Annotated in this window: 28 protein-coding genes; 11 read left to right on the top strand and 17 right to left on the bottom strand. The window is 72.5% G+C overall.

The genetic code is table 11. The features are described 5' to 3' along the window. Positions 1-27: 27 nt before the first annotated feature. The 6 genes from O7634_RS20165 to O7634_RS20140 are packed head-to-tail and all read right to left on the bottom strand — an operon-like array spanning position 28 to position 5,059. Positions 28-453 carry an HAD family hydrolase gene (locus tag O7634_RS20165; protein ID WP_347404271.1) on the bottom strand — a complete coding sequence of 142 codons (426 nt, stop codon included), beginning with the start codon at positions 451-453 and terminating at the stop codon, positions 28-30. A 43-nt stretch (positions 454-496) separates the two neighbouring features. Then, positions 497-754: a UBP-type zinc finger domain-containing protein gene (locus O7634_RS20160; protein ID WP_278151672.1), complete on the bottom strand. Its 258-nt coding sequence runs from the start codon at positions 752-754 to the stop codon at positions 497-499. After that, positions 751-2,322: a Na+/H+ antiporter gene (locus O7634_RS20155; protein WP_278151671.1), complete on the bottom strand. Its 1,572-nt coding sequence runs from the start codon at positions 2,320-2,322 to the stop codon at positions 751-753. Before O7634_RS20155 ends, O7634_RS20160 begins: the two co-directional genes overlap by 4 nt. A gap of 37 nt (positions 2,323-2,359) precedes the next feature. Continuing rightward, a complete protein-coding gene (locus O7634_RS20150; protein WP_278151670.1) occupies positions 2,360-3,325 on the bottom strand; it encodes a TIGR03885 family FMN-dependent LLM class oxidoreductase in 966 nt (321 codons plus the stop codon). A gap of 42 nt (positions 3,326-3,367) precedes the next feature. Next, complete coding sequence (locus O7634_RS20145) at positions 3,368-4,783, bottom strand: NADP-dependent succinic semialdehyde dehydrogenase (RefSeq protein WP_278151669.1); 1,416 nt, start codon at positions 4,781-4,783, stop codon at positions 3,368-3,370. Between the two features lie 12 nt (positions 4,784-4,795). Next, positions 4,796-5,059, bottom strand: coding sequence for a DUF6343 family protein (locus tag O7634_RS20140; protein WP_278151668.1), 264 nt, complete (start codon positions 5,057-5,059; stop codon positions 4,796-4,798). Between the two features lie 194 nt (positions 5,060-5,253). Between O7634_RS20140 and O7634_RS20135 the strand changes: the two genes are divergently transcribed. Further along, complete coding sequence (locus O7634_RS20135; RefSeq protein ID WP_278151667.1) at positions 5,254-6,105, top strand: GDSL-type esterase/lipase family protein; 852 nt, start codon at positions 5,254-5,256, stop codon at positions 6,103-6,105. A gap of 16 nt (positions 6,106-6,121) precedes the next feature. On the opposite strand, the gene O7634_RS20130 is transcribed toward O7634_RS20135, so the two are convergent. From O7634_RS20130 to O7634_RS20120, 3 genes are all read right to left on the bottom strand, one after another. Beyond that, on the bottom strand, positions 6,122-6,877 hold the full coding sequence (locus tag O7634_RS20130) for an EcsC family protein (protein ID WP_278151666.1): 756 nt from the start codon (positions 6,875-6,877) through the stop codon (positions 6,122-6,124). Positions 6,878-6,926: 49 nt separating this feature from the next. After that, on the bottom strand, positions 6,927-7,073 hold the full coding sequence (locus tag O7634_RS20125; protein ID WP_278151665.1) for a hypothetical protein: 147 nt from the start codon (positions 7,071-7,073) through the stop codon (positions 6,927-6,929). 106 nt (positions 7,074-7,179) lie between these two features. Next, positions 7,180-8,025, bottom strand: coding sequence for a peptidase M23 (locus O7634_RS20120; protein ID WP_278151664.1), 846 nt, complete (start codon positions 8,023-8,025; stop codon positions 7,180-7,182). A gap of 419 nt (positions 8,026-8,444) precedes the next feature. Here O7634_RS20120 and O7634_RS20115 point away from each other — a divergent pair, with 419 nt between their 5' ends. The 3 genes from O7634_RS20115 (at position 8,445) to O7634_RS20105 (ending at position 10,997) form a co-directional block, all read left to right on the top strand. Continuing rightward, entirely contained in the window at positions 8,445-9,365 is a 921-nt protein-coding gene (locus O7634_RS20115) for a PAC2 family protein (RefSeq protein ID WP_278151663.1), read from the top strand. Positions 9,366-9,402: 37 nt separating this feature from the next. Beyond that, complete coding sequence (locus O7634_RS20110; RefSeq protein WP_278151662.1) at positions 9,403-10,200, top strand: exodeoxyribonuclease III; 798 nt, start codon at positions 9,403-9,405, stop codon at positions 10,198-10,200. Between the two features lie 479 nt (positions 10,201-10,679). Next, positions 10,680-10,997, top strand: coding sequence for an antibiotic biosynthesis monooxygenase (locus tag O7634_RS20105; RefSeq protein ID WP_278151661.1), 318 nt, complete (start codon positions 10,680-10,682; stop codon positions 10,995-10,997). 317 nt (positions 10,998-11,314) lie between these two features. On the opposite strand, the gene O7634_RS20100 is transcribed toward O7634_RS20105, so the two are convergent. Both O7634_RS20100 and O7634_RS20095 read right to left on the bottom strand, forming a co-directional pair. Further along, the gene (locus O7634_RS20100; RefSeq protein WP_278151660.1) at positions 11,315-11,980 is read right to left on the bottom strand and encodes a class F sortase; all 666 of its coding nucleotides are present in this window, start codon (positions 11,978-11,980) and stop codon (positions 11,315-11,317) included. A 253-nt stretch (positions 11,981-12,233) separates the two neighbouring features. Further along, positions 12,234-12,893: a hypothetical protein gene (locus tag O7634_RS20095; RefSeq protein ID WP_278154024.1), complete on the bottom strand. Its 660-nt coding sequence runs from the start codon at positions 12,891-12,893 to the stop codon at positions 12,234-12,236. Positions 12,894-13,023: 130 nt separating this feature from the next. Here O7634_RS20095 and trmB point away from each other — a divergent pair, with 130 nt between their 5' ends. Continuing rightward, the gene (gene trmB, locus O7634_RS20090; protein ID WP_278151659.1) at positions 13,024-13,731 is read left to right on the top strand and encodes a tRNA (guanosine(46)-N7)-methyltransferase TrmB; all 708 of its coding nucleotides are present in this window, start codon (positions 13,024-13,026) and stop codon (positions 13,729-13,731) included. A gap of 247 nt (positions 13,732-13,978) precedes the next feature. Beyond that, complete coding sequence (locus tag O7634_RS20085; protein WP_278151658.1) at positions 13,979-16,492, top strand: DEAD/DEAH box helicase; 2,514 nt, start codon at positions 13,979-13,981, stop codon at positions 16,490-16,492. Here O7634_RS20085 and O7634_RS20080 read toward each other — a convergent pair. Together O7634_RS20080 and O7634_RS20075 are read right to left on the bottom strand one after the other, a co-directional pair. Then, positions 16,470-17,561: an acyltransferase family protein gene (locus O7634_RS20080; RefSeq protein WP_278151657.1), complete on the bottom strand. Its 1,092-nt coding sequence runs from the start codon at positions 17,559-17,561 to the stop codon at positions 16,470-16,472. The genes O7634_RS20085 and O7634_RS20080 overlap by 23 nt on opposite strands. 103 nt (positions 17,562-17,664) lie before the next feature. Continuing rightward, positions 17,665-18,384, bottom strand: a complete 720-nt coding sequence (locus O7634_RS20075; protein WP_278151656.1) for an MBL fold metallo-hydrolase — start codon at positions 18,382-18,384, stop codon at positions 17,665-17,667. A 112-nt stretch (positions 18,385-18,496) separates the two neighbouring features. Between O7634_RS20075 and O7634_RS20070 the strand changes: the two genes are divergently transcribed. From O7634_RS20070 to O7634_RS20050, 5 genes are all read left to right on the top strand, one after another. Beyond that, entirely contained in the window at positions 18,497-19,075 is a 579-nt protein-coding gene (locus O7634_RS20070; protein WP_278151655.1) for a TetR/AcrR family transcriptional regulator, read from the top strand. A 77-nt stretch (positions 19,076-19,152) separates the two neighbouring features. Then, on the top strand, positions 19,153-19,362 hold the full coding sequence (locus O7634_RS20065) for a hypothetical protein (RefSeq protein WP_278151654.1): 210 nt from the start codon (positions 19,153-19,155) through the stop codon (positions 19,360-19,362). Continuing rightward, complete coding sequence (locus tag O7634_RS20060; RefSeq protein WP_278151653.1) at positions 19,355-19,951, top strand: TetR/AcrR family transcriptional regulator; 597 nt, start codon at positions 19,355-19,357, stop codon at positions 19,949-19,951. Before O7634_RS20065 ends, O7634_RS20060 begins: the two co-directional genes overlap by 8 nt. A gap of 135 nt (positions 19,952-20,086) precedes the next feature. Then, positions 20,087-20,731, top strand: coding sequence for a hypothetical protein (locus tag O7634_RS20055; protein ID WP_278151652.1), 645 nt, complete (start codon positions 20,087-20,089; stop codon positions 20,729-20,731). 184 nt (positions 20,732-20,915) lie between these two features. Then, the gene (locus O7634_RS20050) at positions 20,916-21,821 is read left to right on the top strand and encodes a hypothetical protein (RefSeq protein WP_278151651.1); all 906 of its coding nucleotides are present in this window, start codon (positions 20,916-20,918) and stop codon (positions 21,819-21,821) included. Between the two features lie 136 nt (positions 21,822-21,957). On the opposite strand, the gene O7634_RS20045 is transcribed toward O7634_RS20050, so the two are convergent. Genes O7634_RS20045 through O7634_RS20030 form a run of 4 tightly spaced genes read right to left on the bottom strand, consistent with a single transcriptional unit; the run spans position 21,958 to position 26,033 of the window. Beyond that, on the bottom strand, positions 21,958-22,905 hold the full coding sequence (locus O7634_RS20045; RefSeq protein WP_278151650.1) for an iron-siderophore ABC transporter substrate-binding protein: 948 nt from the start codon (positions 22,903-22,905) through the stop codon (positions 21,958-21,960). Next, the gene (locus O7634_RS20040; RefSeq protein WP_347404270.1) at positions 22,905-23,891 is read right to left on the bottom strand and encodes an ABC transporter ATP-binding protein; all 987 of its coding nucleotides are present in this window, start codon (positions 23,889-23,891) and stop codon (positions 22,905-22,907) included. The genes O7634_RS20045 and O7634_RS20040 overlap by 1 nt, the downstream gene beginning before the upstream one ends. Before the next feature lie 19 nt (positions 23,892-23,910). After that, a complete protein-coding gene (locus tag O7634_RS20035) occupies positions 23,911-24,996 on the bottom strand; it encodes an iron ABC transporter permease (protein ID WP_278151649.1) in 1,086 nt (361 codons plus the stop codon). Then, positions 24,993-26,033 carry an iron ABC transporter permease gene (locus tag O7634_RS20030; RefSeq protein WP_278151647.1) on the bottom strand — a complete coding sequence of 347 codons (1,041 nt, stop codon included), beginning with the start codon at positions 26,031-26,033 and terminating at the stop codon, positions 24,993-24,995. Before O7634_RS20030 ends, O7634_RS20035 begins: the two co-directional genes overlap by 4 nt. Positions 26,034-26,183: the final 150 nt, after the last annotated feature.

Genomic DNA, 26,183 nt, shown 5'->3' with positions numbered 1-26,183 from the left:
GACACCGCACGGCCCGAACCCCGCGAGTCAGGATCTACCGGTCCGGCCGCGCGCCGCGTTGTGCGCGGCGACCAGCGCCGGAAGCGCGTCGACCCCGATGGCCGTCGTGACTGACCCCCAGCCCGCGTGGGCCGGCTGGTTACCGGCCAGGCCCACCACCAGACCCTGGTCCCGCAGGGCGCGCAGGCACCCCCGCGCGTCCGGGTAGAGATCCTCCTCGCCGAACGTCTCCGGCAGGCCGGCTTTCTCCCGGCGGTCCACCTCGACCGCGAGATCGAAGTCGGGCCGGAAGGCCCGGAACGTCTCCTGGTAGTCCAGGCCCCTCGCGACCATCGCGCCGAAGACCGCCGAGAACGTGTGCCGGGGCACGCCGAGCCAGTCCGCCCAGGCCGCGAACTCCCGGGACTCGTCGAGGATCGTCCCGCCGACGTCGAAGAAGACCGCGCTGATCATGCCAACCCCCGTCCTGGCGCGCCGGGCCGGTCCGGGACAGTAGTCAGCCGATCGCCTCGTCGACGTAGCACCAGCGCCAGGCCTCGCCCGGCTGGGCGGACTGGATCACCGGGTGACCGGTGGACGCGAAGTGCTTGCTCGCGTGCTGGTTCGGTGACGAGTCGCAGCAGCCGACCTGGCCGCAACTGAGGCAGGTGCGCAGGTGCACCCAGTAGGTCTCACCGCTGGCGACGCAGTCCGCGCACTCGTCGGGAGTACGCGGCTCGGCGACGCCGGCCTCGGTCAGATGTACACAGCTCACTTTTCGACCTCCCGCAGCAACGACTCTTCCAGGTCCAGGTCACGGTAGGCCCGCACCAGCACCTCCTCGGGGATCCGACCGGAGTCCCGGGCAGCCCGGAACACCTCCCGCTCGGCGTCGATCATTTCCTGTCGTAGCCGACCGTACGCCTGCGACGGGGTCTCCCGCTCGGAGCCGCCGAGCCGCTCCCAGGCCAGGTTGGTGCGGTCCTCCACCGCCCGACGTAGCCGCTCCACCACCGAGGCCGGGGCGCTGTCGGCCAGCGAGTCCAGGCGCTCCTGGGCCGCCCGGCTGGCCTGCTGCTGCACCCCGGCGGCGGACAGCGCGTCCTGCACCGGGTCGTCCTGCGGCAGTTTCAGCCGGCGGGCGACCATCGGCAACGTGGCGCCCTGCCCGACCAGTGTGAACACGATCACCGCGAAGGCCAGCCAGATGAACAACCCCCGGGGGTACGACTCGCCGCCGGCCAGTGTAAGCGGCAGGGCCAGCGCGGCGGCCAGGGTCACCACGCCGCGCATGCCGGCCCAGCCGATGATGATCGGGAACCTCGGTGAGGGCCGGGTTTCGCGCTGTCGTACCCGGGGGACCAGCCGGGCCAGGTAGGTGGCCGGGAAGAGCCAGACGAACCGGCTCAGGAAGACGGTGGCGAGGACCGCGGCGGTGATCAGGACGACCGAGCCGACCGGCTCGTCGAGGTCGCCCAGCACCTCCCGCAGTTGGAGCCCGACCAGCAGGAACACCAGACCTTCGAGCAGGAAGCGAATGAGCCGCCAGAACGCGCCGGTCTGCAACCGGGAGGCGGCCGACATCAGCTGCGGCAGTTGGTGGCCGAGCACCAGACCGGTGACCACCACCGCGACCACACCCGAGGCGTGCAGGTGCTCGGCGGTGAACACCACGGCGAACGGGATGATCAACGACAGCGCGTTGTCCAGCAGTGGATCGGTGATCCGCCGGTGCAGGAAGCCGAAGACGACAGCGCCGAGCGCCCCGACCAGGATGCCGCCGCCGGTGGAGCGCAGCACCTCGATGGCGACGTCCACGCTGCCGACCGCCGAGCCGACGGTCGCCATCGTGGCGACCCGCAGCAGCACCAGCGCCGTGGCGTCGTTGACCAGGCTCTCGCCCTCCAGGATGGTGACCACCCGGCGCGGCAGGCCGACCCGCCGGGCCACCGCCGTGGCGGCGACCGCGTCCGGCGGGGCGACCACCGCGCCGAGGGCCAGGCAGATCGCGAACGGTAGCTGCGGCAGCAGCAGGTGCAGCACCAGCCCGACCACGAACGCGGTGAACAGCACCAGGCCGACGGCGAGCAGCAGGATCGGACGGATGTTGGTCTTGAACGCCGGCACCGAGGTCTCCAGCGCCGCCACGTAGAGCAGCGGCGGCAGGATGCCGACCAGCACCAGCTCCGGGTCCAGTTCGACCTGCGGGAAGCCCGGCACGAAGGAGAGCGCCAGGCCGAACACGACCAGCACGATCGGCGCGAGCAGGCCGAGACGGCGGGCCAGCGCGGCGCCCAGGGTGGCGATCGCCAGGAAGACGATGACCGGAAACAGGCTTTCCATGGGGTACGAGCCTAGGGGTACGCGAATCGGCTCCTGATCAGCCGGCCGGGCGCAGCTTCGGCAGCACCTCGGCGCCGAACGCGTCGATGAAGCCGCGCTGCTCCTGCCCGACGTGGTGCAGGGCGATCTGGTCGAAGCCGAGGTCCACGTACTCCTCCAGCCAGCCGACGTGCCGGCCCAGGTCCGCCGAGATGTTCACCACCTCACCCACCCGGCTCGCCGGCACCTCGGCGGAGACCACGTCGAAGTGCTCGACGGTCTCCAGGTCCCAGCAGACCGGCGGGGCGAAGACGTTGCTGCGCCACTGGTCGTACGCGATGGCCTCGGCCTGCGCCTGCTCCGGGGCCCAGGAGACGTGCACCTGCAGGTGCAGTGGCCCGCGCCCGCCGGCGTCCCGGTAGGCGTCGATCATCTCGCGCAGGTGCGCCACCGGGGCGTTGACGGTGATCAGCCCGTCCGCCCACTCGGCGCACCAGCGCGCGGTGGCGACGCTGACCGCGGCGCCGACCAGCGCGGGCGGCTGCTCGGGGCGGGTCCACAGCCGGGCCCGGTCCACCCGGACCAGACCGTCGTGGCTGACCTCCTCGCCGGCGAGCAGCGCCCGGATCACGTCGACGCACTCGCGCAGCCGGGCCGCGCGGACGTCCTTGCGCGGCCACGGGTCGCCGGTGATGTGCTCGTTGCTGGCCTCGCCGGTGCCGAGCGCCGCCCAGAATCGGCCCGGGTACATCGCGCCGAGGGTGCCGATGGCCTGCGCGATGATCGCCGGGTGGTAGCGCTGGCCGGGCGCGTTGACCACGCCGAAGGACAGGTTGGTGGCCTGCAACGCGGACCCGAGCCAGGACCAGGCGAAGCCGGACTCACCCTGCCGCGCGCTCCACGGGGAGAAGTGGTCGGAGCACATGGCGGCGTCGAAGCCGGCCCGCTCGGCGTGGGTCACCGCCTCCAGCAGGGCGCGCGGACCGATCTGCTCGTGCGAGGCGTGGAAGCCGAACGTCGTCATGGGCGCAGTACCTACCCAGGACGACCGCCGCTGATGCGTGCGCTACTCGGCGTGCGCGCCCGCCCCGGCGGAGGCGGCACCCTCGCCCACCCAGACCGTCTTCGTGTTGCAGAACTCCCGCATGCCCAGCGCGGACAACTCCCGCCCGTAGCCGGAGTTCTTCACGCCCCCGAACGGCAACTGCGGGTACGACGTGGTCATCCCGTTGATGAAGACGTTGCCCGCGTCCAGGTCGGTGGCTAAGCGCTCCTGCTCGGCCGGGTCCCGGGTCCAGGCGTTGGAGCCGAGCCCGAAGCTGGTGCCGTTGGCGACAGCGATCGCCTCGTCGTACGACGAGACCCGGTACAGGCCGGCGACCGGCCCGAAGACCTCCTCGGTCCACATCCGCATCTCGGGGGTGAGGTCGGTGACCACCGTCGGCGGGTAGAACCAGCCGTCGCCGGTCGGCGGCTCGCCCCCGCAGAGCACCGTCGCCCCCTTGTCCACCGCGTCGCGGACCTGGGCGTGCACCTCGTCGCGCCCCCGCTCGCTGGCCAGCGGTCCCACGTCGGTGTCCGGGTCCATCGGGTCGCCGACCCGCAGCGCCGCCATGTTCGCGGCGAACCTCTCGGCGAAGGCGTCGAACACGTCGGTGTGCACGATGAACCGCTTCGCGGCGATGCAGGACTGGCCGTTGTTCTGGCAGCGGGCGGTGGTGGCGACCTCGGCGGCCCGATCCACGTCGGCCGAGGGCATCACCACGAAGGGATCGCTACCGCCGAGTTCGAGGACCGTCTTCTTCAGCTCCCGCCCGGCGATCTGGGCGATGGACCGGCCGGCGGGCTCGCTGCCGGTCAGGGTGGCGGCGCGCACCCGGGGGTCGCCGAGGATCCGCTCGACGGCGTCCGAGCCGACCAACACCGTGGTGAACGCCCCCTCGGGGAAACCGGCACGCCGGAACACGTCCTCCAGCAGCAGCGCGGTCTGCGGCACGTTCGAGGCGTGCTTGAGCAGGCCGGTGTTGCCGGCCATCAACGCCGGGGCGGCGAAGCGCATCACCTGCCAGAGCGGGAAGTTCCACGGCATCACCGCGAGCACCACGCCGATCGGCTGGTACCTGATGAACGCGCGGGTGGCCTGCACGGCGGGAGCGTCGGCCGGCTCGTCGGCGAGGAACGCCGGCGCCTGGTCGGCGTAGAACCGTGCGGCGGCGGCGCACTTGGTGACCTCGGCCTGCGCCGCGACGTACGTCTTGCCCATCTCGGTGGTCATGATCCGGGCGATCTCGTCGCGCTCGGCGTCCAGCAGGTCGGCGGCGGCGTTCATCCACCGGGCCCGCTGGTCGACTGTCGTCGCCCGCAGTTGCCCAAAGGCGAGGTGGGCGCGTTCGATGGCGCCGTCGAGCTGCTCGGTGGACATCGCCTCGTAGGTCTTGAGCACCTGTCCGGTGGCGGGGTTGGTGGTGGCGATGTGGGGCATCTCGTCCTCCTGTCACTCGAACAGCGAGTGTCGTACACCCGGCTCCTCGCGGCGGCGGGCGGCGCGGCGGCGCTGGATCACGACCAGGTCGACCACGGCGACCACTGCGAAGATCGCACAGAGGACGCCGAGCCAGGCGATGCCGGCCCAGAACGCGAGCACCGCGAACACCACCATGGTCACCAGGCCGAAGCTGGCGAGGGTGAGGCGGAGGTTCAGCGCGCTGTAGGCGTGGCCGACCGTGCCACGGGCGCGCCGGGGCTGCGATCTCGTCATACCCACCGACCTACCCCCGATCGTCCGGGTTAACCAGCGGAGCGAGGCCCCGCCGATTAACCCGAGCGCCTTACCACCTCGGCGACACCTTTGTGCGCGCTCTGCCGCATACCCGACAGCAACTTCCCGGTCAGCACCGTCCTGCGCATAGAGTTACCGCGCTGTCGCGCTCTGCTGCGGAAACGGGGGACGTCATGCCTCGACGCTGGGTCACCGCCGTTGCCTGCCTGGCGGCGCTCGTCGCGCTGGCCTGCGAGGGCGGGACCTCCGCGACGCCCCGCCCCACCAAGAGCGCCCCCGCGGCCGGCGGGCCCGGCGGCATCGCCGCGCTCGGCGACTCGATCAGCACCGGCTTCGCCTCCTGCCTGGTGCTCACCTCCTGCGAGCGCAACTCCTGGTCCACCGGGGACGGGCTGCGGGTGCAGAGTCACTACCGGCGACTGCTCGACCAGAACCCGGCGATCCGCGACCGGCGGTACAACCACGCCCGCCCCGGCGCCCGCGCGGACGCGCTGGAGGGCCAGGCCCAGGCAGCCGTACGCGACCGGCCCGACTACGTCACCGTGCTGATCGGCGCCAACGACGTCTGCCGGGGCGGCGTGGACGCGATGACGCCGGTCGCGGAGTTCCGGGCCGCTGTGGACCGGGGGCTGCGGGTGCTGCGGACCGGCCGGCCGAAGGCCCGGGTGCTGGTGGTCAGCATCCCCGACCTGTACCGGCTCTGGGAGGTCGGGCACGACGACTCCCGGGCCACCCGCGCCTGGCGGCGCGGCATCTGTCCGGCCCTGCTGGCCGAGGCGACGTCCACGGCGCCCGCCGACAGGGCGCGCCGGGCCGCCGTGCGGGCCCGCATCGACGCGTACAACGCCGAGCTGAGGGCGGCCTGCCGGGCGTACGGATCACGTTGCCGGCACGACGGCGGCGCGTTGCACCGGGTGCGCTTCACGCTGGACCTGCTCAACCCGCTGGACTGGTTCCACCCCAACGCCACCGGCCAGGGTCGCATCGCCGAGGTGACCTGGCGGGCCTCCGGCCTGGCCGGCTGAGCACGTCGGACGGGCGTCAGGGCTGGCGGGGCTCCGGGACGGCCGTGCCGCGGCTGCGGTAGAGCGCCCGGGAGCGCTGCGCCAGGTCCTTCGTGGCCGACGAGTTGGCCCAGGTGCCGAGCACGATGGCCGCACCGGGCACGATCTTGGCGACCATCCGCTTGGCGGCCCGCACGCCGGCCATCTGCGCGAGCCGGACCCCGAGTTGCAGCATGACCCGGCCGAGCGGACGTTGACCGCCCAACCCGAACAGCGCGTCGGCGCGCTCCCGACCGGCCGCCACCCCGAGCGCCAGTCGGGCGCTCTCGGCGACCTTGTGCACCCGTTGCAGGACCAACAGATCGGTGGCCCGATCGCCGTGCAGCGGGTCGACGTCGTACGCGGCGGCGATGTGCAGCACCATCCGCGCCTGGGTCCAGGCCAGCACGCCCACGTCGATCACCGCGCCGGGCAGCCCAGCCGCGCCGGAGACGGCGCCGGAGAGACGGGCCAGGTTGACGAACTTGCGGGCCGCCTGGTCGGCCAGGACGTCGGCTGAGACGCCGGGCTGCTCCGTCCGGGCCCGAGCCGCCCACTGCGCGGCCTCCGGCCCGAGGCGGCGCACCGCCTCCAGGGCGAGGTGCTCCGGCGCGTACTGCGGGTCGTCGCGCATCCGGTCCCAGAGCCGGGCCGGTGGACCGTCGGGGGCGGCCACCGGGCCGGAGGGCGGGCTCGCGGACGGTTGCGAACCGGGAACGGCGGGCTGTCCGCCCGCGGGCGGGGTGTCGGTCACCAGGTCTCCCCAGGGGTGGGAACGGCGGACGGGGCGGCCGATGCGGCGTTCAGCGGCGGCGGTTGGACAGTCGCGCCGCGAGGCCCTTCAGCTTCTGCTGGTTGGCCGGCTTCGCCATCTCCCGACGACCCCGCTCCACCAACTGCTGCCCCTTCGGTGATCGCAGGAACATGATGATCCGTTGCATCAGTGACATGGCGTCCTCCTGTCGGTGATCCCTCAGTCATGTGTACCCCGAACCCGCAACACATGTACCCGGGATGCGACAGCCTCAACCCTGACCGTCCATAGTGGTCGGTAGGTTACCGCCCCGCCGGCACGATGGCGTCGACGACCCGGGTGGCCCGCCATTCGTGCTGCTGGTAGTGCTCGGGGTACGCGGAGACCTGCACGGCCTGGGCGGCGTCGGTGAGCCGCATCCCCTCCCAGCCGGGCACCTGCTCCAGCGCGGAGAGGAACTGCCGGGTGGCGAACTCGGGGTCCATCAGCCGACCCACCGGGCCCCAGCCGCTGCTGGAGCGCTGCTGGAACAACCCGACCGAGTCGTGGTCCCAACCGACACCCTGGTGCGGGTACTCCTGCGACTCGGGCAGCACGCCGCTGGCCACGTTATAGAGGTTGCTCTCCTGCATGGCGGTGGCCACCGCGATCACCAGACCCCGGCGCGGCACACCCATCTTGCGGCCGGTACGGACGATCGCCTCGGCGTTGCGCATCTGGTCCCGGTCCAGGCCGGCGACGGGAGCCGGGCGGGTCGGGCGCGCCGGGGCGACCGTATGGGCCGGGGCGGTGGTGTCCGGGTCGGCGGGTGTCGCAGTGGCGGTCGCGGTCGGGGAGGCCGCGCGGTCCAGGCCACGGGAGGCGGACTGCTGCTCGGCGCGCTGCGCCAGCGCCGCGCTGGAGGGCGACCCGCCGCCCGTCGACGCGTCGGCGCTCTCGTTCCGGACCTGGGCGACGGCGGTCAGGCCGAGGCAGCAGACCACACCGGTGGCGAGGGCGAGCTGCGCCCGCCGCCGTCCGGTCAGGTCCCGGGTGTACGCCCGGAGCCGACTCGCGGCGGTTGTCCGTTCGGCTGAGGTGCCATCCTCCGTACCGGTAGTGGGGGTGCTCGGGGCGTACGGGTCGTCGAGGGTGCCGTCGTCACGCATCAGCCGAGGCTAGGCAGGCCCAACCGCCGATCACGCACGGTGATCACGTGGCGATCGCCACAGATCCGACGGCCACCGGGGGACGACCGGGGTGGGGTGACTCCACCAGGGAACGCACCTCGCGTACCGGATGAAGCCGGCGCGGCACGCGGACCGGCATCGCGGCGGACAACACCGGACAGGACACCGGCGACGCCGACATGATCGACAAACTAGGCCTTTGGGTCGAACCACCCCTCCGCCGAATGGCCAGAGCTGGCGGCCCGGTGGCGTAATCGGGTGATTGGTCCGGTCACTCCCACGCCCCGGTCAACGGATCGCCCCGCGCAGGAATGCACCAGGATGGCGGGTACGTTGCCCGAACGGGTGCCCTCCGCGTGTGGGCGCCCCGCAGGCACATTCCAGGGAGGTCCGCACCGGTGCTCGACCCACACGAGCTGTACCAGCTCACCGACGATCTGCCCGACCTCGGGCAGCCGGTCATGATCCAGGCCCTCACCGGGTTCGTGGACGCCGGGAACGCCAGCCGACTGGCGCGTGAGCAGCTGCTCACCTCGCTCGAAGGCCGGCCGATCGCCACCTTCGACGTCGACCAGCTCTTCGACTACCGCTCGCGACGGCCGGTGATGACCTTCGTCGAGGACCACTGGGAGAGCGTCGACGCCCCGGAGCTGGTGCTGCACCTGCTCCACGACGATGACGAGACGCCGTTCCTGCTGCTCACCGGCCCCGAGCCGGACCTACAGTGGGAACGCTTCGTGGCCTCCGTCGCCGGGCTCGCCGCCCGGCTCGACGTCCGGCTCACCGTCGGGCTCAACTCGATCCCGATGGCCGTTCCGCACACCCGGCCGACCGGGGTGACCGCACACGCCACCCGGCCCGAGCTGATCGCCGGCTACGAGCCCTGGTTGCAACGCGTCCAGGTGCCCGGAAGCGTCGGTCACCTGCTGGAGTTCCGCCTCGGCCAGCAGGGGCGCGACGCGCTGGGCTTCGCCGCCCACGTACCGCACTACGTGGCGCAGACCGAGTACCCGGCCGCCGCCGAGGTGCTGCTCTCCTCGGTGTCCCGCAGCACCGGCCTGCTGTTGCCCGGCGACGGGCTGCGCTCCGCCGCCGAGGTGGTGCGGGTGGAGATCGACCGGCAGGTCGCCCAGACCGACGACGCCGCCGCTCTGGTCCAGGCGCTGGAGGAGCAGTACGACGCGTTCGCCCGGGGCCGGGGCGAGAAGAGCCTGCTCGCCCCGGACGCCGGCCCACTGCCCACCGCCGACGAACTCGGCGCGGAGCTGGAACGCTTCCTCGCCGAACAGACCCGTCCCGGCGACACCCCGGGCAGCTGACCCGGCGGCCCGGCCGCGAATGGGGCAGGCTGGGGGCATGCGCCTGGCGACCTGGAACGTCAACTCGGTGAAGGCCCGCCTGCCCCGGCTCCTGGAGTGGCTGGCCGACACCGGGCCGGACGTCGCCTGCCTGCAGGAGACGAAGTGCCCGGACGGCGCCTTCCCGGTGGCCGAGGTGGGCGCGCTGGGCTACCGCGTGGCCAGCCACAGCGACGGCCGGTGGAACGGGGTCGCCATCCTGTCGAGGGTGGGCCTGGACGACGTCCGGGTCGGGTTCGCCGGCGAGCCCGGCTTTCCCGAGCCGGAGGCCCGCGCCATCTCCGCCACCTGCGACGGGGTACGGATCTGGTCGGTGTACGTGCCCAACGGCCGGACCCCCGACGACCCGCACTACGCGTACAAGTTGGCCTGGTTCGCGGCGCTGCGCGACGCGCTGGAGGCGGAGCTGACCGGCGGGCTCCCGCTGGTGGTCAGCGGTGACTTCAACGTCGCCCCGACCGACGCCGACGTGTGGGACCCCGCTGTCTTCACCCACTCCACGCACGTCACCCCGGCCGAGCGGGCAGCCCTGGCGGCACTACGCGACCTGGGCCTCAACGATGTCGTACCGACCCCGATGAAGGGTCCGCACCCCTTCACCTACTGGGACTACCGGGCCGGCATGTTCCACCAGAACAAGGGCATGCGCATCGACCTCGTGTACGCGTCCGCGCCGTTCGCCCGCGCGGTCCGGGCCGCCTACGTCGACCGCGAGGCCCGCAAGGGCAAGGGCCCATCCGACCACGCGCCGATCGTGGTCGACGCGGACCTGGTCCCGGCGGTTGAGGCGTTCTGACCCTGCGCGGTCGCGCTGAGCTCCTGGTTTTTCACCCGCCCGGCGGTGGGCCGGCAGCTCAACCGGACCGGCCGCAGGGCGATCCGACTGCTGGCACGGGCCGGCCGTTGGAATCGGCCGGCAGTCGGCACGGGCCGGCAGTCGGCCTGGGCCGGCCGTGCTCTGCGAGCGGTTGACCGTCCGCGCCGTTAGTCAGTGCCATCTCCCCACCGGCCCGCCCGGAAATGCGTACTCTCTGCCGTCCGGATCACGCTGCGCCCACCGCACGCCACTCCGCTACATTGCCGAACGGGAGATCTTGGACAGTTTCCGTCCTTCGCGAACGAAAACTGTCCAAGATCTCAAAACACCGTTGCCGGCACCGCCGGCGCCGAGGACCCAACTGGCGGCACCACCCGGCGCGGGGGTGCCGGACGGCCGCCGGCGCGACCTCCGATGGACCGACCGCTGGGGGCGGCCGGGGTGGCTAGGGTGGGCAGATGGCAGTCGTGAAGATCAACGCAATCGACGTCCCGCCCGGTGGGGGTGCGGAGCTGGAGAAGCGGTTCGCCGCGCGGGCCGGCACTGTGGAGAACTCCCCCGGTTTCCTCGGCTTCGAACTACTGCGGCCGGTAGCCGGCGAGACCCGCTACTTCGTCTACACCAAGTGGGAGAGCGAAGAGGCGTACCAGGCGTGGGCCGCCGGCCCGTCACGCGCCGCCCACGCCACCGCCCCCGGCGAGAAGCCCCGCCCGCCGGTCTCCACCGGCGCCACCCTGCTGGAGTTCGAGGTGGCCCTCCAGGTCCCCCACCCCTAACCAACCCCACCCCCGCCCCACCCCCACCCTGCCCCCCGACCCAACCGGTTGATCATGAAGTTATGGCCCCCGGCAAGCGCTTTCCGGGGCAATAACTTCATGATCAACTGCGCGGAGCGGAGCGGAGCGGAGCGGAGCGGCGGAGGGGCGCGGCGCGGAGCCTCGGTGCGGGGCTGCGCCGGGGAGGGTGGGCGGAGGGTGGGCGGGGCCGGGGTGATCCACTCGGGGTTCATGACAGCGGGGTATCCGGGGGTGTGGATGGCCCGGATTCAGGGAGGGCGTGTTGATCTTGGCGAGCCCTGGATGGTTGTGGCCGGTCAGGGCTTGCGGGAGGACTGGAGGGTGGCGAAGGCGATGACGTTGTCGGCGTAGCCGGTGCGGCCGCCGATGAACTGCCCGCCGCAGGTGATCAGGCGCAGCCCGGGTGGCCCGCCCGTGCCGTAGATCCGTTCGGCTGGCAGCCGATCCTTCGGGAAGTGCTCGACAGTGTCGACCCGGAACACCACCACGGACCGGTCCGCCCGGGTCACCTCGATCAGGTCGCCGGGCTTCAGTTTGCCCAGGTCGTAGAAGACCGACGGGCCGGTCTTGGTGTCCACGTGGCCGACGATCACCGCCGGGCCGGGCTCCCCCGGGGTCGGCCCGCGGTCGTACCAGCCGGTCTCATTGTGCTTCTCCAGCGGCGGTACGGCGATGGAGCCGTCCCGTGCCTGCCCGACCGGCGCCACCGGCGCGGCCACCTTGATCGCCGGAACCGTGAGGCGTATCGGACGGCTGGCGGACAGGCCCGCCGATTCGCTGCGGGATGGCCGGTCGCCGGCTGCCGGCGTCAGGTCGAGCGGGCCGACCGAGCGACCGAGCCCGGCCCCGGTGGCGAAGACCCCCAGCAGCACCAGTAGCACGGCCACCGGCACCGACCACGGGCTGCGCCCGGGCGGACGACTCCGTCGGGGCGCGACGGCCGTCGCCGGGCGAGCAGCCACCGCCGGACGATCGGGGACCGGTGGACGCCCCGCCCCCGGCGGGCGTTCGGTGACCGATTGCCTGGCGTCCGGCGACCGGCGGTCGGCCACCGGTGGGCGGCTGTTTCGCGGGTCGTCGTCCGGCCACCGGTCGTCGCGCGGCGGGCGGGCGCCGGAGGGCCGGCCAGAACCCGGCAGGGGTACGGAGCCGGGAGCACCTGACCGGCGGGGATCGCCCGGCGGCGACGGGGGACGGAAGATCTCCATGGCGGCCTCAGCGGCGGGCGGCTCGGGCGGTCCGGGGCCGGCGCAGCGTCACCACGGCGAGGATCAGGCCGGTGACGGTCAACGCCGCGCCGCCGGGCAGCAGCAGCGAGCCGGTCATCCCACCGGCGCCACCACCGAAGCCGGTGGCCGGGCCACGACTCGGGTAGCTGGGGACCTTCTTGACCACCTGGAGCATTGTCGAGGCGGTCTCGCCGTCGCGGCACTCCAGCTTGACGCGGTAGTTGCCGGGCCGGGTGCGCTCGCGGACCATCGGCGCGGCGGTGAGCACCCCACCCTGCGGCTGCACCCCGACCGCCCCGAACGCGTCGGAAACGACGGTGGCGCCCACCGAGTTGTCCCGACAGCTGGCACGGATGCCGACCAGATAGCCGGGCTGCACGGTGCTGGGGCTCACCTCGACGAAGATGTCCTGCACCGACGTTGGCTGGGGCGCGCCGCCGGGCGGGCCCCCGGGCTGCGGCGCGGGCGCGACGGCGGGGGCAAGCCGCGGCGCAGCGACAGGCAGCGGCGCAGCGACAGGCAGCGGCGCAGCGACAGGAACAGCGGCGACAACCGGCGCGGCGACGGCAGGAACGGCGGCCAGCAGCGGCGCGGCGAGCACGGCCGCCACCGACAGGGTCACGACGCCGCGGTTCGGTGTCACGATGCCCCCTCTCGACGCCGTGCGGCCGGGTCGGGCAGCGGAGCACCCCACCCGCCGTACCTGTTTGATCCTCTCACTTCCCGTCGCACATCACATCCGATCCGCCGACGCCGTCGCGTACGCTCGGGTCGCTGTGACAGTCACCGACCATGACCCCGCCGTCCCGCCCGCGAGCCGGACGATCCGCACGTTCCATCCCCGTCGGGGTCGGATGAGCGAGCGGCAGACCGACGCGCTGCGCCGACTCTGGCCCGTTTACGGCCTTGACGTTCCGGACGGACCCGTCGTACCCGTCGATCTTGCCGACCTGTTCGGACGTCGGGCCCCGGTGGTGCTGGAGATCGGCTCGGGCATGGGCGACAGCACCGCCGCGATGGCCGCCGCCGACCCGGATCGAGATTATCTGGCGGTCGAGGTGCACACGCCGGGAATCGCCAACCTGGTCGACCTGGTGGCCCGTCGTGGCCTGGACAATGTCCGGGTCGCCCAGGGCGACGCGCTGTCCCTGGTCAGCGGCTTGCCAGAGGGCGTGCTGGACGCCGTACACGTGTTCTTCCCGGACCCGTGGCCGAAGTCGCGCCACCACAAGCGGCGGATCATCCAGCCGACGCACGTGGCTCTGCTGCGGTCCCGCCTGCGGGTCGGCGGCATGCTGCACTGCGCGACCGACTGGGCCGAGTACGCCGAGGCGATGCGGGAGACGTTGGAGGCGGACCCGGAGCTGGTGGACGCGTACGGCGGTTTCGCGCCGCGTCCGGCGCACCGCCCGGTGACCAAGTTCGAGCGGCGGGCGATCACCGCCGGCCGGCCGGTCGCCGACCTGCTCTACCGCCGCCGCTGACCAACACGTCGCGCTCGGGACCTGCCGCCCCCGACGAGCCGCCGCTGGCCAACACCGCGCGCACGGGACCCGCCGCACGCGACGAGCCACCGCTGGCCAACACCGCGCGCACGGGACCCGCCGCACGCGACGAGCCGCCGCTGACCGACCGGGGCCGGCCCGAGGGGGCGTCCGGACCCGGCGGACGGGGGCCCGGTCGAGGCCGGGTTGGCGTAGCGGGGCATGATCCAGGCACCATGGACAGGCTATGACGCTCACCGCCGCGCTGCCGAGAAGCGCCGACCCCGACACCCTCTTCGACGCGTTCGCCGGCTGGGCGAAGGATCGCGGCCTCGACCTCTATCCCCATCAGGAGGAGGCGGTCATCGAGATCGTCTCCGGCGCCAACCTGATCATGAACACGCCCACCGGCTCGGGCAAGAGCCTGGTGGCGATCGCCGCGCACTTCGCGGCCCTCGCCGACAGCCGGACGACTTTCTACACCGCGCCGATCAAGGCGTTGGTGTCGGAGAAGTTCTTCGCGCTCTGCGAGGTCTTCGGCGCGGAGAACGTCGGAATGCTCACCGGCGACGCCAGCGTCAACGCCGACGCCCCGATCATCTGCTGCACCGCCGAGATCCTTGCCAACCTGGCCCTGCGCGAGGGCGATCGGGCGGACGTCGGCCAGGTGATCATGGACGAGTTCCACTTCTACGCCGAGCCCGACCGGGGCTGGGCGTGGCAGGTGCCGATCATCGAGTTGCCGCAGGCCCAGTTCATCCTGATGTCCGCCACGCTGGGGGACACCACCCGGTTCGTCGACGACCTGACCCGGCGCACCGGCCGGCCGACCGCCGTCGTGCGCTCGGCCGAGCGACCGGTCCCGCTCATCTTCTCGTACGCGATGACGCCGCTGCACGAGACGCTGGAGGAGCTGCTGGAGACCAAGCAGGCCCCGGTGTACGTGGTCCACTTCACCCAGGCCGCCGCGCTGGAGCGCGCCCAGGCGCTGACCAGCGTCAACGTCTGCACCCGCGCCGAGAAGGACATGATCGCCCAGGCGATCGGCAACTTCCGGTTCACCGCCGGCTTCGGCAAGACGCTCTCCCGGCTGGTGCGCCACGGCATCGGTGTGCACCACGCCGGCATGCTGCCCAAGTACCGCCGCCTGGTGGAGACCCTCGCCCAGGCCGGCCTGCTCAAGGTCATCTGCGGCACCGACACGCTCGGTGTCGGCATCAACGTGCCGATCCGCACCGTGCTGTTCACCGGCCTGTCCAAGTACGACGGGGTCCGTACCCGACTGCTCAAGAACCGCGAGTTCCACCAGATCGCCGGTCGGGCCGGTCGGGCCGGTTACGACACCATCGGCCGGGTCGTGGTGCAGGCGCCGGAGCACGTCATCGACAACGAGAAGGCCCTCGCCAAGGCGGGCGACGACCCCAAGAAGCGGCGCAAGGTGGTCCGCAAGAAGCCACCGGAGGGCTCGATCGGCTGGGGTCAGCCCACCTTCGACCGGCTCGTCGACTCCGAGCCGGAGCCGCTGACCTCCAGCTTCCAGGTCAGCCACTCCATGCTGCTCAACGTCATCGGCCGGCCCGGGGACGCGTTCGCCGCGATGCGCCACCTGCTGACCGACAATCACGAGGACGCCGCCGCGCAGCGCCGGCACATCCGCCGGGCGATCGCCATCTACCGGGCGCTACGCGCCGGCGGGGTGGTCGAGGAACTGCCCGAGCCGGACGAGACCGGCCGGCGGATCCGGCTCACCGTCGACCTTCAGCTCGACTTCGCGCTCAACCAGCCGCTCTCCCCCCTCGCGCTGGCCGCCATCGAACTGCTCGACGCCGAGTCCCCGTCGTACGCCCTCGACGTGTTGAGCGTGATCGAGTCGATCCTCGACGACCCCCGGCAGATCCTCTCCGCGCAGCAGTTCAAGGCACGCGGCGAGGCGGTGGCCGCGATGAAGGCCGAGGGCATCGAGTACGAGGCACGCCTCGAACTGCTCGAGGAGGTGACCCACCCGAAGCCCCTCGCGGAGCTGCTGGACGCCGCGTACGAGATGTACCGGCAGGGCCACCCCTGGGTCGCCGACCACCAGCTCTCTCCCAAGGCCGTGGTCCGCGACATGTACGAACGGGCCATGACCTTCACCGAGTACGTGCAGTTCTACGGGCTGACCCGCTCGGAGGGCCTGGTGTTGCGCTACCTGGCCGACGCGTACAAGACGCTGCGGCAGACGGTTCCCGAGGACGCCAAGACCGAGGAGCTGATCGACCTCATCGAGTGGTTGGGCGAGCTGGTCCGCCAGGTCGACTCCAGCCTCATCGACGAGTGGGAGCGGCTGCGCAACCCGTCCGACGTGGCCGAGGTGGCCCAGGCGCACGCCGCCCTGGCCGACCGGCCGCCGGCGGTGACCCGCAACGCGCGGGCGTTCCGGGTGCTGGTCCGCAACGCGCTGTTCCGGCGGGTCGAGTTGGCCGCGCTGCGCCGCTGGGACCTGCTCGCCGAGTTGGACGCCGAGGACGGCTGGGACTACGACGCCTGGGCCGACGCGCTGGGCCCGTACTTCGAGGCGTACGACTCGATCGGGGTCGGCCCGGACGCCCGCGGCCCGGCGCTGCTGATGATCGAGCAGGGTCGGGAACGCTGGACCGTGCGGCAGATCTTCGACGACCCGGACGGCGACCACGACTGGGGCATCAGCGCCGAGGTCGACCTGGCCGCGTCGGACGAGGTCGGGGCCGCGGTCGTCAGGATCACCGACGTCGGCCAACTCTGAGGTGCCGACCCCGGTGCGCCCGCCGGCCGCCGGGCGGGGGTGGGCCGAGCAGTGTCGGGGCACGCCGGGCGGCGACGTCCTCGATCCAGCCGAGCAGGAGCACCGCTCCGGCGGTCAGCACGCACACCCCGGCCAGCCGGAGCACGATCGAGACGGCCGAGGTGTACGGCAGCACCGGGGCCAACAACAGGAACATCCCGAGGCTGGCCGGGATGTGCCAGAGATAGATGGTGACCGCCCGCGCGTTGACCAACCGGAGGGTCCGGCCGGGTAGCGACCGGCCGGTCAGCCGCGGCTGGAGTCGCAGCAGTACGGCGACCAGAGCCATCGACCACAGCGTGGTGCCACCCGCGATGTGGCTGAGGTCGCCGGCCCGGCCGGTCATCGTGGCGAGCAGCACCCACGTCCCGCCGACGGCGACCAGGGCGGCGACGAGGCAGGCGTACGCACGCGACGGGACGCGGCGCAGCAGGCCGTCGTGGTGGGCGAAGCCCAGCAGCCAGCAGGACAGGTAGGCGGCGACGAAGTAGCCGGTCCGCACGCCGGCGAGGTGCATCGCGACCGGTGCGGCGGTGGCGACCCCGACGCTGGGCCAGGGCCAGCGACGGAACACCGCCAGCAGGACCGGCGAGAGCAGCACCAACCACAGGTACGTGACGACGTACCAGAGCCCGACGTGGAAGGCCCAGGCCCAGTGCGGCCCGCCCACCGGGGGCACCCGCAGGGGCAGCACCCACCAGACGAGTTCCATCCAACCGGACACGCCACGGGCGAACGGACGCCAACCGGCGGCGGCGAGCACGCCCAGGGTGGCCACGCCGAACGCCCAGAACGGCAGCAGCAGCCGGCGCAGTCGCCGGGCGACGGCCGCCGGTCCGTGCCGGTCCAGCGACGCCGCCATCAGCGAGCCGGCGATGCCGAACATCAGACCCATCGCCGGCACCAGCAGGCTCAGCCAGACCCAGCCGGTGACGTGGTAGACCACGACGCGGACCAGCGCCGCCGCGCGGAGCAGGTCCAGGTAGCGGTCCCGGTCCACGCCCGGGTCGGCGGGTCGGACGGATCGCACCTGTGCGCCTCGCCCGGGATCGATCACCCGAGGCGTCCACAAAATGGTCACGCGACACTATAGCGTCGTATAAGGGACGTAATTGTCTGGACCAGGACGCGGCCTAGCGGGACTCAGCGACGGCCCTGATCCGGCGTACCGCCTCGGCCGCGCCCCCGTTCCACGGCGTGCCGTGACCGGGCAGGATCCAGGTCGCCCCCAGGTCCTCGATGCGGGCGAGGGAGGCGAGCGCCTGCGCCGGATCGTCGGTGAACGGCGCGGGCTGCGGACCCGGCCGGCCGGTCAGCACGTGCCGGGTGGTCAGCGCGTCGCCGACGAACACGGCGTCGGCGATCGGCACGTGCACGGCGATGCTGCCCGGCGAGTGGCCGGGCATTCCGATCACGCGCGGCTCTCCCGGCAGGTCGAGCACCTCGCCGTCGCGCACGGTGTGCACCTCGCTGAGATAGGTGGTGCGCAGCCCGCCCTTGCGGCTCGCGTACCAGAGGAAACCCGCCGTGGCACCCACCTTGAACGCGCCGAACGGCGCCTTGGACTTGACCTCGCCGCGGGCGCGGGCGGCGTCCGCGGCGTGCACGTAGACCGGTACGCCCTGCTCACGCCGCAGCCGTTCGGCGAAGCCGAGGTGGTCGGTGTCGCCGTGGGTGAGGATCAGACCCCGGACGTCGGCGAGCGAACGGCCCATGCTGGACAGCTCCGCGACGAGATCCGACCAGTGACCGGAGAGGCCGGCGTCCACGATCGTCACGCCCTCCTCGGTCTCGATCAGGTAGGCGGCGACGATGTCGTTGCCGATGCGGTGCAGGTGTGGCCCGAGCTTCATGAGTGCCTACCTTCGACGATGATGCGATCTGATAGCTACGATACATAGCCATCATGCCTACGGTCCATAGCTATGCTGGTGTCCGGCATCACCACCGGCAAAGGAGCACCGCATGCCCACCCCCGAACGCACCTCCCTGGCCGACATCGTCGCCGCCGCCCGGCGGATCCTGGAGTCGCAGGGACTGCCGGGACTGACCATGCAGGCGGTCGCCGAACAGGTCGGCGTGCGCGCGCCCTCGCTGTACAAACGGGTCCGCAACCGGGACGCCCTGATCCGGCTCGTCGCCGAGGCCAGCGTCCGCGAGATGGGCGAGCAACTCGACGCCGTGGCCGGCAGCGGCGACCCGCGCCGGGACCTGCGCGAGCTGGCACACGCCTTCCGGGCGTTCGCCCACGCCCACCCGGCCAGCTACCACCTGATCTTCCACAACGGACCGGCGGAGACCCGCCCCGACCTGGACATCCTCGCGGCCGCCAGCGCTCCCGCCCTGCGCGTCGCCGCCGACCTCGCCGGACCCGAGCACGCCCTACCCGGCGCCCGCATGATCACCGCCTGGGCCAACGGCTTCGTCAGCATGGAGCTGGCGGGCGCCTTCAACCTGGGCGGCGACCTCGACGAGACCTTCGAGTTCGGCATCACCCGGCTGGCCGCCGCACTCAGCGCCGACACACCGCCGCGCACCGGCTGACCGCGGGCGCTCGACCGGTCGGCTCCTTCACGCACACCAGCGACGGCCGTACCCGCGACCGCGAGGCGTTCGCCCGCATGTGCGCCGGCATCCGCAGCCAGGTCGCCGGGGGTGAGGTGACAGTGCTCGACGAGCTGTACGACGGTTCGCGGTACGCCGAGCGACACCGCTACCGGATGACCCTGACCGACGGGACCGTCGTGCACCGCGAGATCTACTACTTCGCGACGCTGGCCGCGGACGGCCGGTTCCAGCACGTTCACGAGACCGGCTTCGACGTTGACTGACCAGGGGGTCCGCGACACCCGTACCCCGGCGCCCGGACCGACGGCGACCGGAAACGCGCCCCGACGCGCGGACGCGCTGCGCAACCACGAGCGGGTCGTCACGGCCGCCCGGGAGCTGTTCGCCGAGCGTGGCCTCGACGTCACGGTGCCCGAGGTGGCCGCGCGGGCCGGGGTGGGACGGGCCACGGTCTACCGGAGCTACCCCACGAAGGAGGATCTGGTGCTGGCCGTCGCGCGGGACAGCTTCCACGCGCTGGAGGAGCGCACGCTGGCCGCCCTCGCCGCCGACGACGCCTACCGCGCCCTCGTGGCCTACGTGCCTGACCTCCTCGATACCCTCCGTCGCGACCGCGGCCTCGCGACGGCGTTTTTGCAGGCCCGACTGGTGCCCGCCGCGAGGCTCGTGGACCTGATCGGCAGACTGGTGGAGGCGGCGAGGGTGGCCGGTCCACTCCACCCGGACGCCGGCGCGCTCGACGTCCGGATCGTCCTCTGCGGCGTCGTCCGCCAGCTCATCGTGCTCGACGAGCGGGAGCCGGCGGTCTGGCGTCGCTACGCGGACGTCATTCTCGCCGCCCTGCGCTCCTGACCCGAGACCCGCACCGGCGGGGCGCTGAAATCAGCCGACGGGACCACCCTTCCGGTGCCCGGAATCGCTGGGCGATGTCAGAGGTGTCGATTAGAATGTATGTACTAATCGAGTTCCTGACCTGGGAGGACGCCCGTGACCGCGCCCGCCTCCACGCCCCTCACCCCCTACGCCACCCTGCTCGGTTTCACCCGCTACGTCGACCGCACCGGCCCCACCAAGGCGACCTTCGTGGGCGGCCTGCGCAAGCAGCGCGCGAGTCGGTCCGGCTTCAACCCGCACGGCCAGTTCGTCAAGGCGCTCAAGGCCGACATCGCCTTCCACACCGGCGGCACCCACCTGGCCGGGGTGGCCGATCTGGTCAAGCCCCGCTGGCGCCCGCTCTACCAGGCGCTCGTCCCCGGCGCCACGACCTGGCTGCGCTCCCTCGGCGAGCCCGCCGCCATCGATCTCGCCCAGACCCGCGACGCCCTGGCCATGCTGGGCGACCTACCCGTCAAGATCAACCCCCACTTCGGGGTACGCCACGCCGACGGTCGCGCCGAAGCGGTGCGCCTGCACTTCGACGAGGCCCCGCCGAGTGACGAGTCGGTGCTCGCCACCCTGCACCTGATGGCCCGGCACATGGACGCGGTGCTGCCGCACGCCGATCCGGTCCTGGTCGACGTCCGTCGCGGAACGGCCCACCACATGCCCACCGACGCCAAGCCCGAGCAGATCGAGCGCTGGCTGGCCGGTGAAGCCGCCGCCTTCCGCGCCATCTGGTCCACCGCCGCCTGACCCTCACCCCAACACCCACGCGCTATTCCCTCATGATCCGCGCAACTGCCGTGATACTGCTGCCTCGGGGCCACCGGAAGGCAGCAAGAACAGCGGAGTTGCGCGGATCATGGCGTCCAGAACTCTTGGCCGGGGTTATCCACAGGGGCTGCGCGCGAACACGTCCGCCGGTCACGGTGTCGTCATGCCTGTTCCCCCTCGACGGCCGGCCAGCCTGCAGGGCCGAGTGTTCCGCGGCTCCCTGGTCGTTGCCCAAGGTCTGCTCACCCGGTCGGAATTACGTAGCGCGGCATGGCGTCCGCTGTTCCGGGATGTCTACATGGATGCCCGGCTGGCGGTCACTCATCGCACTCGCTGCGCCGCCGCGGCGCGGTGGGTACTGCCAAGTGGTGTGGTGATCGCCGGTCGCAGCGCGGCGGCACTCTACGGGGCGGCATCGGTCGCCACTCACGAGCCACTCGATGTGCTCGTACCCTCCGGTCAGCGGTTCGGTCCGGTCGCCGGGTTCGTTGTGCATTCCAGCCAGCTCGCCGCGACCGACATCGCGCTGCGTCAGGAGATCCCGCTGACCACACCAACACGCACCTGCTGGGATCTGGCTCAGTGGCTGCCGACCGAGGAAGCCGTCGCCATCGTGGATCACCTGGCCAGCCACCGTTTGGTGGCGGTCTCCGAGCTACGCACAGAGTCCCGGTCCCGGGTCGGAAACCGGGGCTGGAGAAGGCTGGCTCGGGTAGCTGAGCTGGCCGATGCGGGCGCGGAATCGACCCCGGAGTCCCTACTGCGGGTCCGGATCGTGCTCGCCGGGCTTCCGGCACCCGTCACCCAGTTCATCGTCGAGCGCGACGGGAGGTTCGTGGCCCGCCTCGACCTCGCGTGGCCAGATCTCAAGGTCGCCGTCGAGTACGACGGGTTGTGGCACGACGATCCCGAGCAGTTCCACCGGGACCGACGCCGCCTCAACCGTCTCGTGGGTGCGGACTGGATCGTTCTGCACGTCACCGCCAAACGGTTCCGCGAGGATTTCGACGCCTTCCTGTCCGAACTCCGCCAAGCCCTCCATTCCCGGTCCCGGACCACCCGATCCTGATCGGGACACGCCAAGATCCGCGCAATTTCAGGGATCCTGCTGTCTCATCAGCTCGTGAGACCCCAGTTTCCCCGAACTTGCGCGGATCTTGGCTTCCCGCGCGGGCGGGCGGTCGGAGCACGCGGGTGGGATGTCGTCAGGCGGCGGGGAGGTACTTGGTCAGGTCGTCGAGGATCTTGTTGGCGGCGCCGACGCCGATGCCGGTCATCCAGACCTCGTCGGAGACGGGGTACGCCTTACCGGCCTTGACCGCGCTCAGGCCCTTCCAGAGGGTCCCGCCGGTCACCGTGCTCTGCTCGGCGGCGGCCTTGTCGCCGTACGCCGTCACGAAGATGACATCACCGTCGACCTCGTTGATCCGCTCGGGGCTGACCAGGTCGAAGCGCTTGTCCTCCTTGTTGGCGAGCAGCTGCCGCTCCGGGCGGCCGAGGCCGGTGTCGCCGATGACGATGCCGGAGAAGGACTCCGGGCCGTACACCCGGATGTTGCCCGGGATGAACCGCACGATGGACACCTTGCGGGCGGCAGGGTCGCCGAGGGTCGCGCCGAAGTCCTTGGCCCGCTTCTCGTACGCGGCGAGCAGGTCCTTGGCCTGCTGCTCGCGGCCGAGCGCCTTGCCGTCGAGGAGGAGGTTGTCCTTCCAGGTGATGCCGACCTTCTCGGTGAAGACGGTCGGGGCGATGGCGGCCAGCTCGTCGTAGAACTTCTCCTGGCGGAACTTGCTGCCGAGGATCAGGTCGGGCTTGAGCGCGTTGATCGCCTCCAGGTCGGGCTCGGTGAGGGTCCCGACCTCCTTGATGCCGGCGAGCTTGTCCGCGCCGAAGTACGTGGGCCAGCTCTTCGCCTCACCGGCGGTGGCGGCGCCGACCGGGGTGACGCCCAGCGAGAGCGCCGTGTCGATCTTGTCGGTGTCGAGCACGACGACACGCTTGGGGTCCGCCGGGACCTTGGTGGCTCCCATGGCGTGGGTGATCTCCCGGGTCTCCCCGGTGGTGGAGCCGGCGACCGGGTCACTCTCACCGCAGGCGGTGAGTCCGACGCCGAGGGCGACGGCCGCGGCGAGGGCGGCGACGAGACGACGCATCAGAGTCCTTTCGAGGGGTACGAGCCGGCGCGCGGGTTGGCCGCTGCATCGGGGGCGGGTCGGGCGTCCGGTACGGACGCCGTCGGCGATTCGGGGTCGGCGGAGGCGGCGATCGCGCCGCCCACACCGGAGGACGGGGCGGCGATCGCGCCGCCCGCAGCGGAGGACGGGGCGGCGGCCGCGCCGCCCACACGGGAGGCGGCGGCCGGACCGCCCGTGTACGCGGGCACCACCAGCGGCGCTCCGGTCACCGGGCAGGGCACCACCACGCAGGCCAGGCCGAAGACGTCGCGGACCAGGTCGGCGGTCAGGATCTCCCGGGGTGGTCCGGCGGCCACCACCGCGCCGGCGCGCATCGCGACCAGGTGGTCGGCGTAGCGGGCGGCCTGGTTCAGGTCGTGCAGCACCGCGACCACCGTCCGGCCCCGCTCGGAGCGCAGCCGGTGCAGCAGATCCAGCACCTCCACCTGGTGGGCCAGGTCGAGGAAGGTGGTCGGCTCGTCCAGCAGCAGGGCGTCGGTGTCCTGGGCGAGCGTCATGGCGATCCACACCCGCTGCCGCTGGCCGCCGGAGAGGCTGTCCACCGGCCGGTCGGCCAGGTCGGTCACGTCGGCGAGGGCCATCGCCTGCCGCACCGCCGCGCCGTCCTCGGCCGACCACTGCCGCCACCAGCGCTGGTAGGGCTGCCGGCCGCGCCCGACCAGGTCGGCCACCGTGACGCCCTCGGGAACCAGCGGGCTCTGCGGCAGGACGCCCAGACGCCGGGCGACCTCCCGGGTCGGCAGGTCGCGGATCGCGGCGCCGTCCAGCAGCACGCTGCCGCGGCGCGGGGTGAGCAGCCGGGCCATCGTGCGCAGCAGGGTGGACTTGCCGCAGGCGTTGGGGCCGACGATCACGGTGAACGCGTCGGTGGGCAGGTCCAGGTCGAGCCCGTCGAGCACGGTCCGCTCGTCGTAGCCGGCGACCAGGTCGCGGGTGGAGAGCATCACACGACTCCTTGAGGCGTCACGACGACCGCCGCCGGCCGCGCAGCAACAGGAAGATCAGGTACGGCCCACCGATCGCGGCGGTCAGCACGCCGGCCGGGAGTTGGGTGGGCGCGAGCAGCCGGCGGCCGGCCAGGTCGGCCAGCACCAGCAGGAGCGCGCCGAGCAGCGCCGCGCAGAGCAGCGGTGGCCGTTCGGCGCGGACCAGTCGACGGGCCACCTGCGGTGCGACGAGCGCCACGAAGTCGACGGCGCCGACCTGGGCGGTGACCATCGCGGCGACGAGCACGCCGGTGCCGGCGAGGCCGATCCGGCGGGCCACCGGGCGTAGTCCGACGCCCCGGGCGGTGTCGTCGTCCAGCGCGGTGCTGTTCAGCGCCCAGCCGGCCCAGAGCAACACGGGCAGCAGCACGAGCAGGGTGCCGCCGATCCACGCGGCCTCGGTCCAGCCCTTGCCGGCCAGGGTGCCGATCAGCCAGATCTGCGCGCGCAGCCCGTCGATCGGGTCGGCGGTGAGCATGACCACCTCGGTGAGCGCCCGGAAGCCGAACGCGACAGCCACCCCGGCGAGCACGAACCGCTGCGCGGCCAGCCCGTGCCGGGCGCCGAGGGCGAACAGCAGCGCCGCCGCGAGCAGGCCGCCCACCAGCGCGGTGGGCGCCACCAGCACCGCGGCCATGCCACTGGTCAGCGCCACCGTCGCGGCGAGGCCCGCACCCTGGGTGATGCCGATGATGTCCGGGCTGGCGAGCGGGTTGCGGGCCACGCTCTGGATCAGCGTGCCGGCCACGCCGAAGGCCGCGCCGGCCACGGCCGCCAGCACCACGCGCGGCAGCCGAAGATCGAAGACCACCAGGTCGTACGGGGTGCCGGCGCCGGAGAGCGCGCGCAGCACGTCGGCCGGGGCGACGTACGGGGTGCCCAGCGAGAGGCTGAGCACGACGGCCAGCAGGAGCAGCACGGTCAGCACGGCGGCCACCAGCGTCGCCCGGCGACGGATCAGCAGGCTCACCGACCCGACCCGCAGCAGCGCGCGCCCGGGCACCCGCGCCCCGTCGTCGACCGGCGCGGTGCGCGACGAGCCGGTCCGGGGCGTGGCGGTCACGCGGTCACCACCCGGGCACGACGGACCAGCACGGCCAGCAGCGGCGCGCCGATCAGCGCGGTGACGATCCCGGCAGGGACCTCGCCGGGCGGGGCAACGAGCCGACCGATGATGTCGGCGCCGAGCAGCAGCGCCGGGCCGAGCAGCGCGGAGACGGCGAGGGTCCACCTGTGGTCCGCGCCGACCAGCGCGCGGGCGAGGTGCGGCACTGCCAGTCCGACGAAGGCGACCGGCCCGGCCGCCGCCACCGCAGCCCCGGTGAGCAGCACCGCGGCGAGGCCGCCACCGAGGCGGACCAGGCCGATCCGGTGGCCGAGACCTCGGGCCACGTCGTCGCCCAGGGCCAGCGCGTCCAGCCCGCGGGCGACCACGGCGGCCAGCAGCAGCCCGGCGAGGACGAACGGCGCCACCTGCGCGGTGACCGACAGGTCCCGTCCGGTCAGCCCGCCGACCACCCAGAACCGGTACTCCTCGAAGGTGCGGGCGTCGATGCTCAGCAGCGCGTACACCCCGGAGGCCAGGCTGGCGTCGAGCGCCGCGCCGACCAGCGCGAGGGTGACCGGGCTGGCGCCCTCGCGGGCCCGGGTGGCGATGGCGAAGACCAGCAGTCCGGCGATGAACGCCCCGGCGATGCCGAACCAGACGTACCCGGCGAGGGTGCCCACCCCGAAGACGGAGATCGCGAGGACCACCCCGAACGACGCGCCGGCGCTGATGCCGAGGATGCGGGGTTCGGCGAGGGGGTTGCGGGTGAGCGCCTGGAAGAGCACACCCGCCACGGCGAGCGCGAGCCCGACGGCGAGGCCGAGCGCGGTGCGGGGCATCCGCAGCTCCCGGACGATGGTGCTGGCGTCGCTGCCGTCCGGGGCGACCAGGGCGCGCCAGACCTCGTCGACGCCGAGCTGCCGGCTGCCGAGCGCGAAGCTGGCCAGCACGGCGAGCAGCAGGACCAGCGCGGCCCCAACGGTGACGGTGATCCGACGCCCGGTGCGGGTGCTGGCACGACTGCGGGTCGGCCGGCTGGCGAGGGTGGTCACGGATCTCCTGCACGATCAGGCTTAGGTTCGCCTAACCTTAGCCGACCTGCGGAAAGTGACCTAACCGGTGGTCGTCGATGCCGCCGGGAGTCCTCCCCGGACGTCGGCGGGGGCGACAATCACCAGCAGCCGGAGCAGGGGGACATTCGC

Origin of the sequence: Micromonospora sp. WMMD1120 (assembly GCF_029626235.1) — a bacterium.
In the GTDB taxonomy this organism is placed as follows: domain Bacteria; phylum Actinomycetota; class Actinomycetes; order Mycobacteriales; family Micromonosporaceae; genus Micromonospora.
This window is presented reverse-complemented; position numbering and strand designations above follow the sequence as displayed.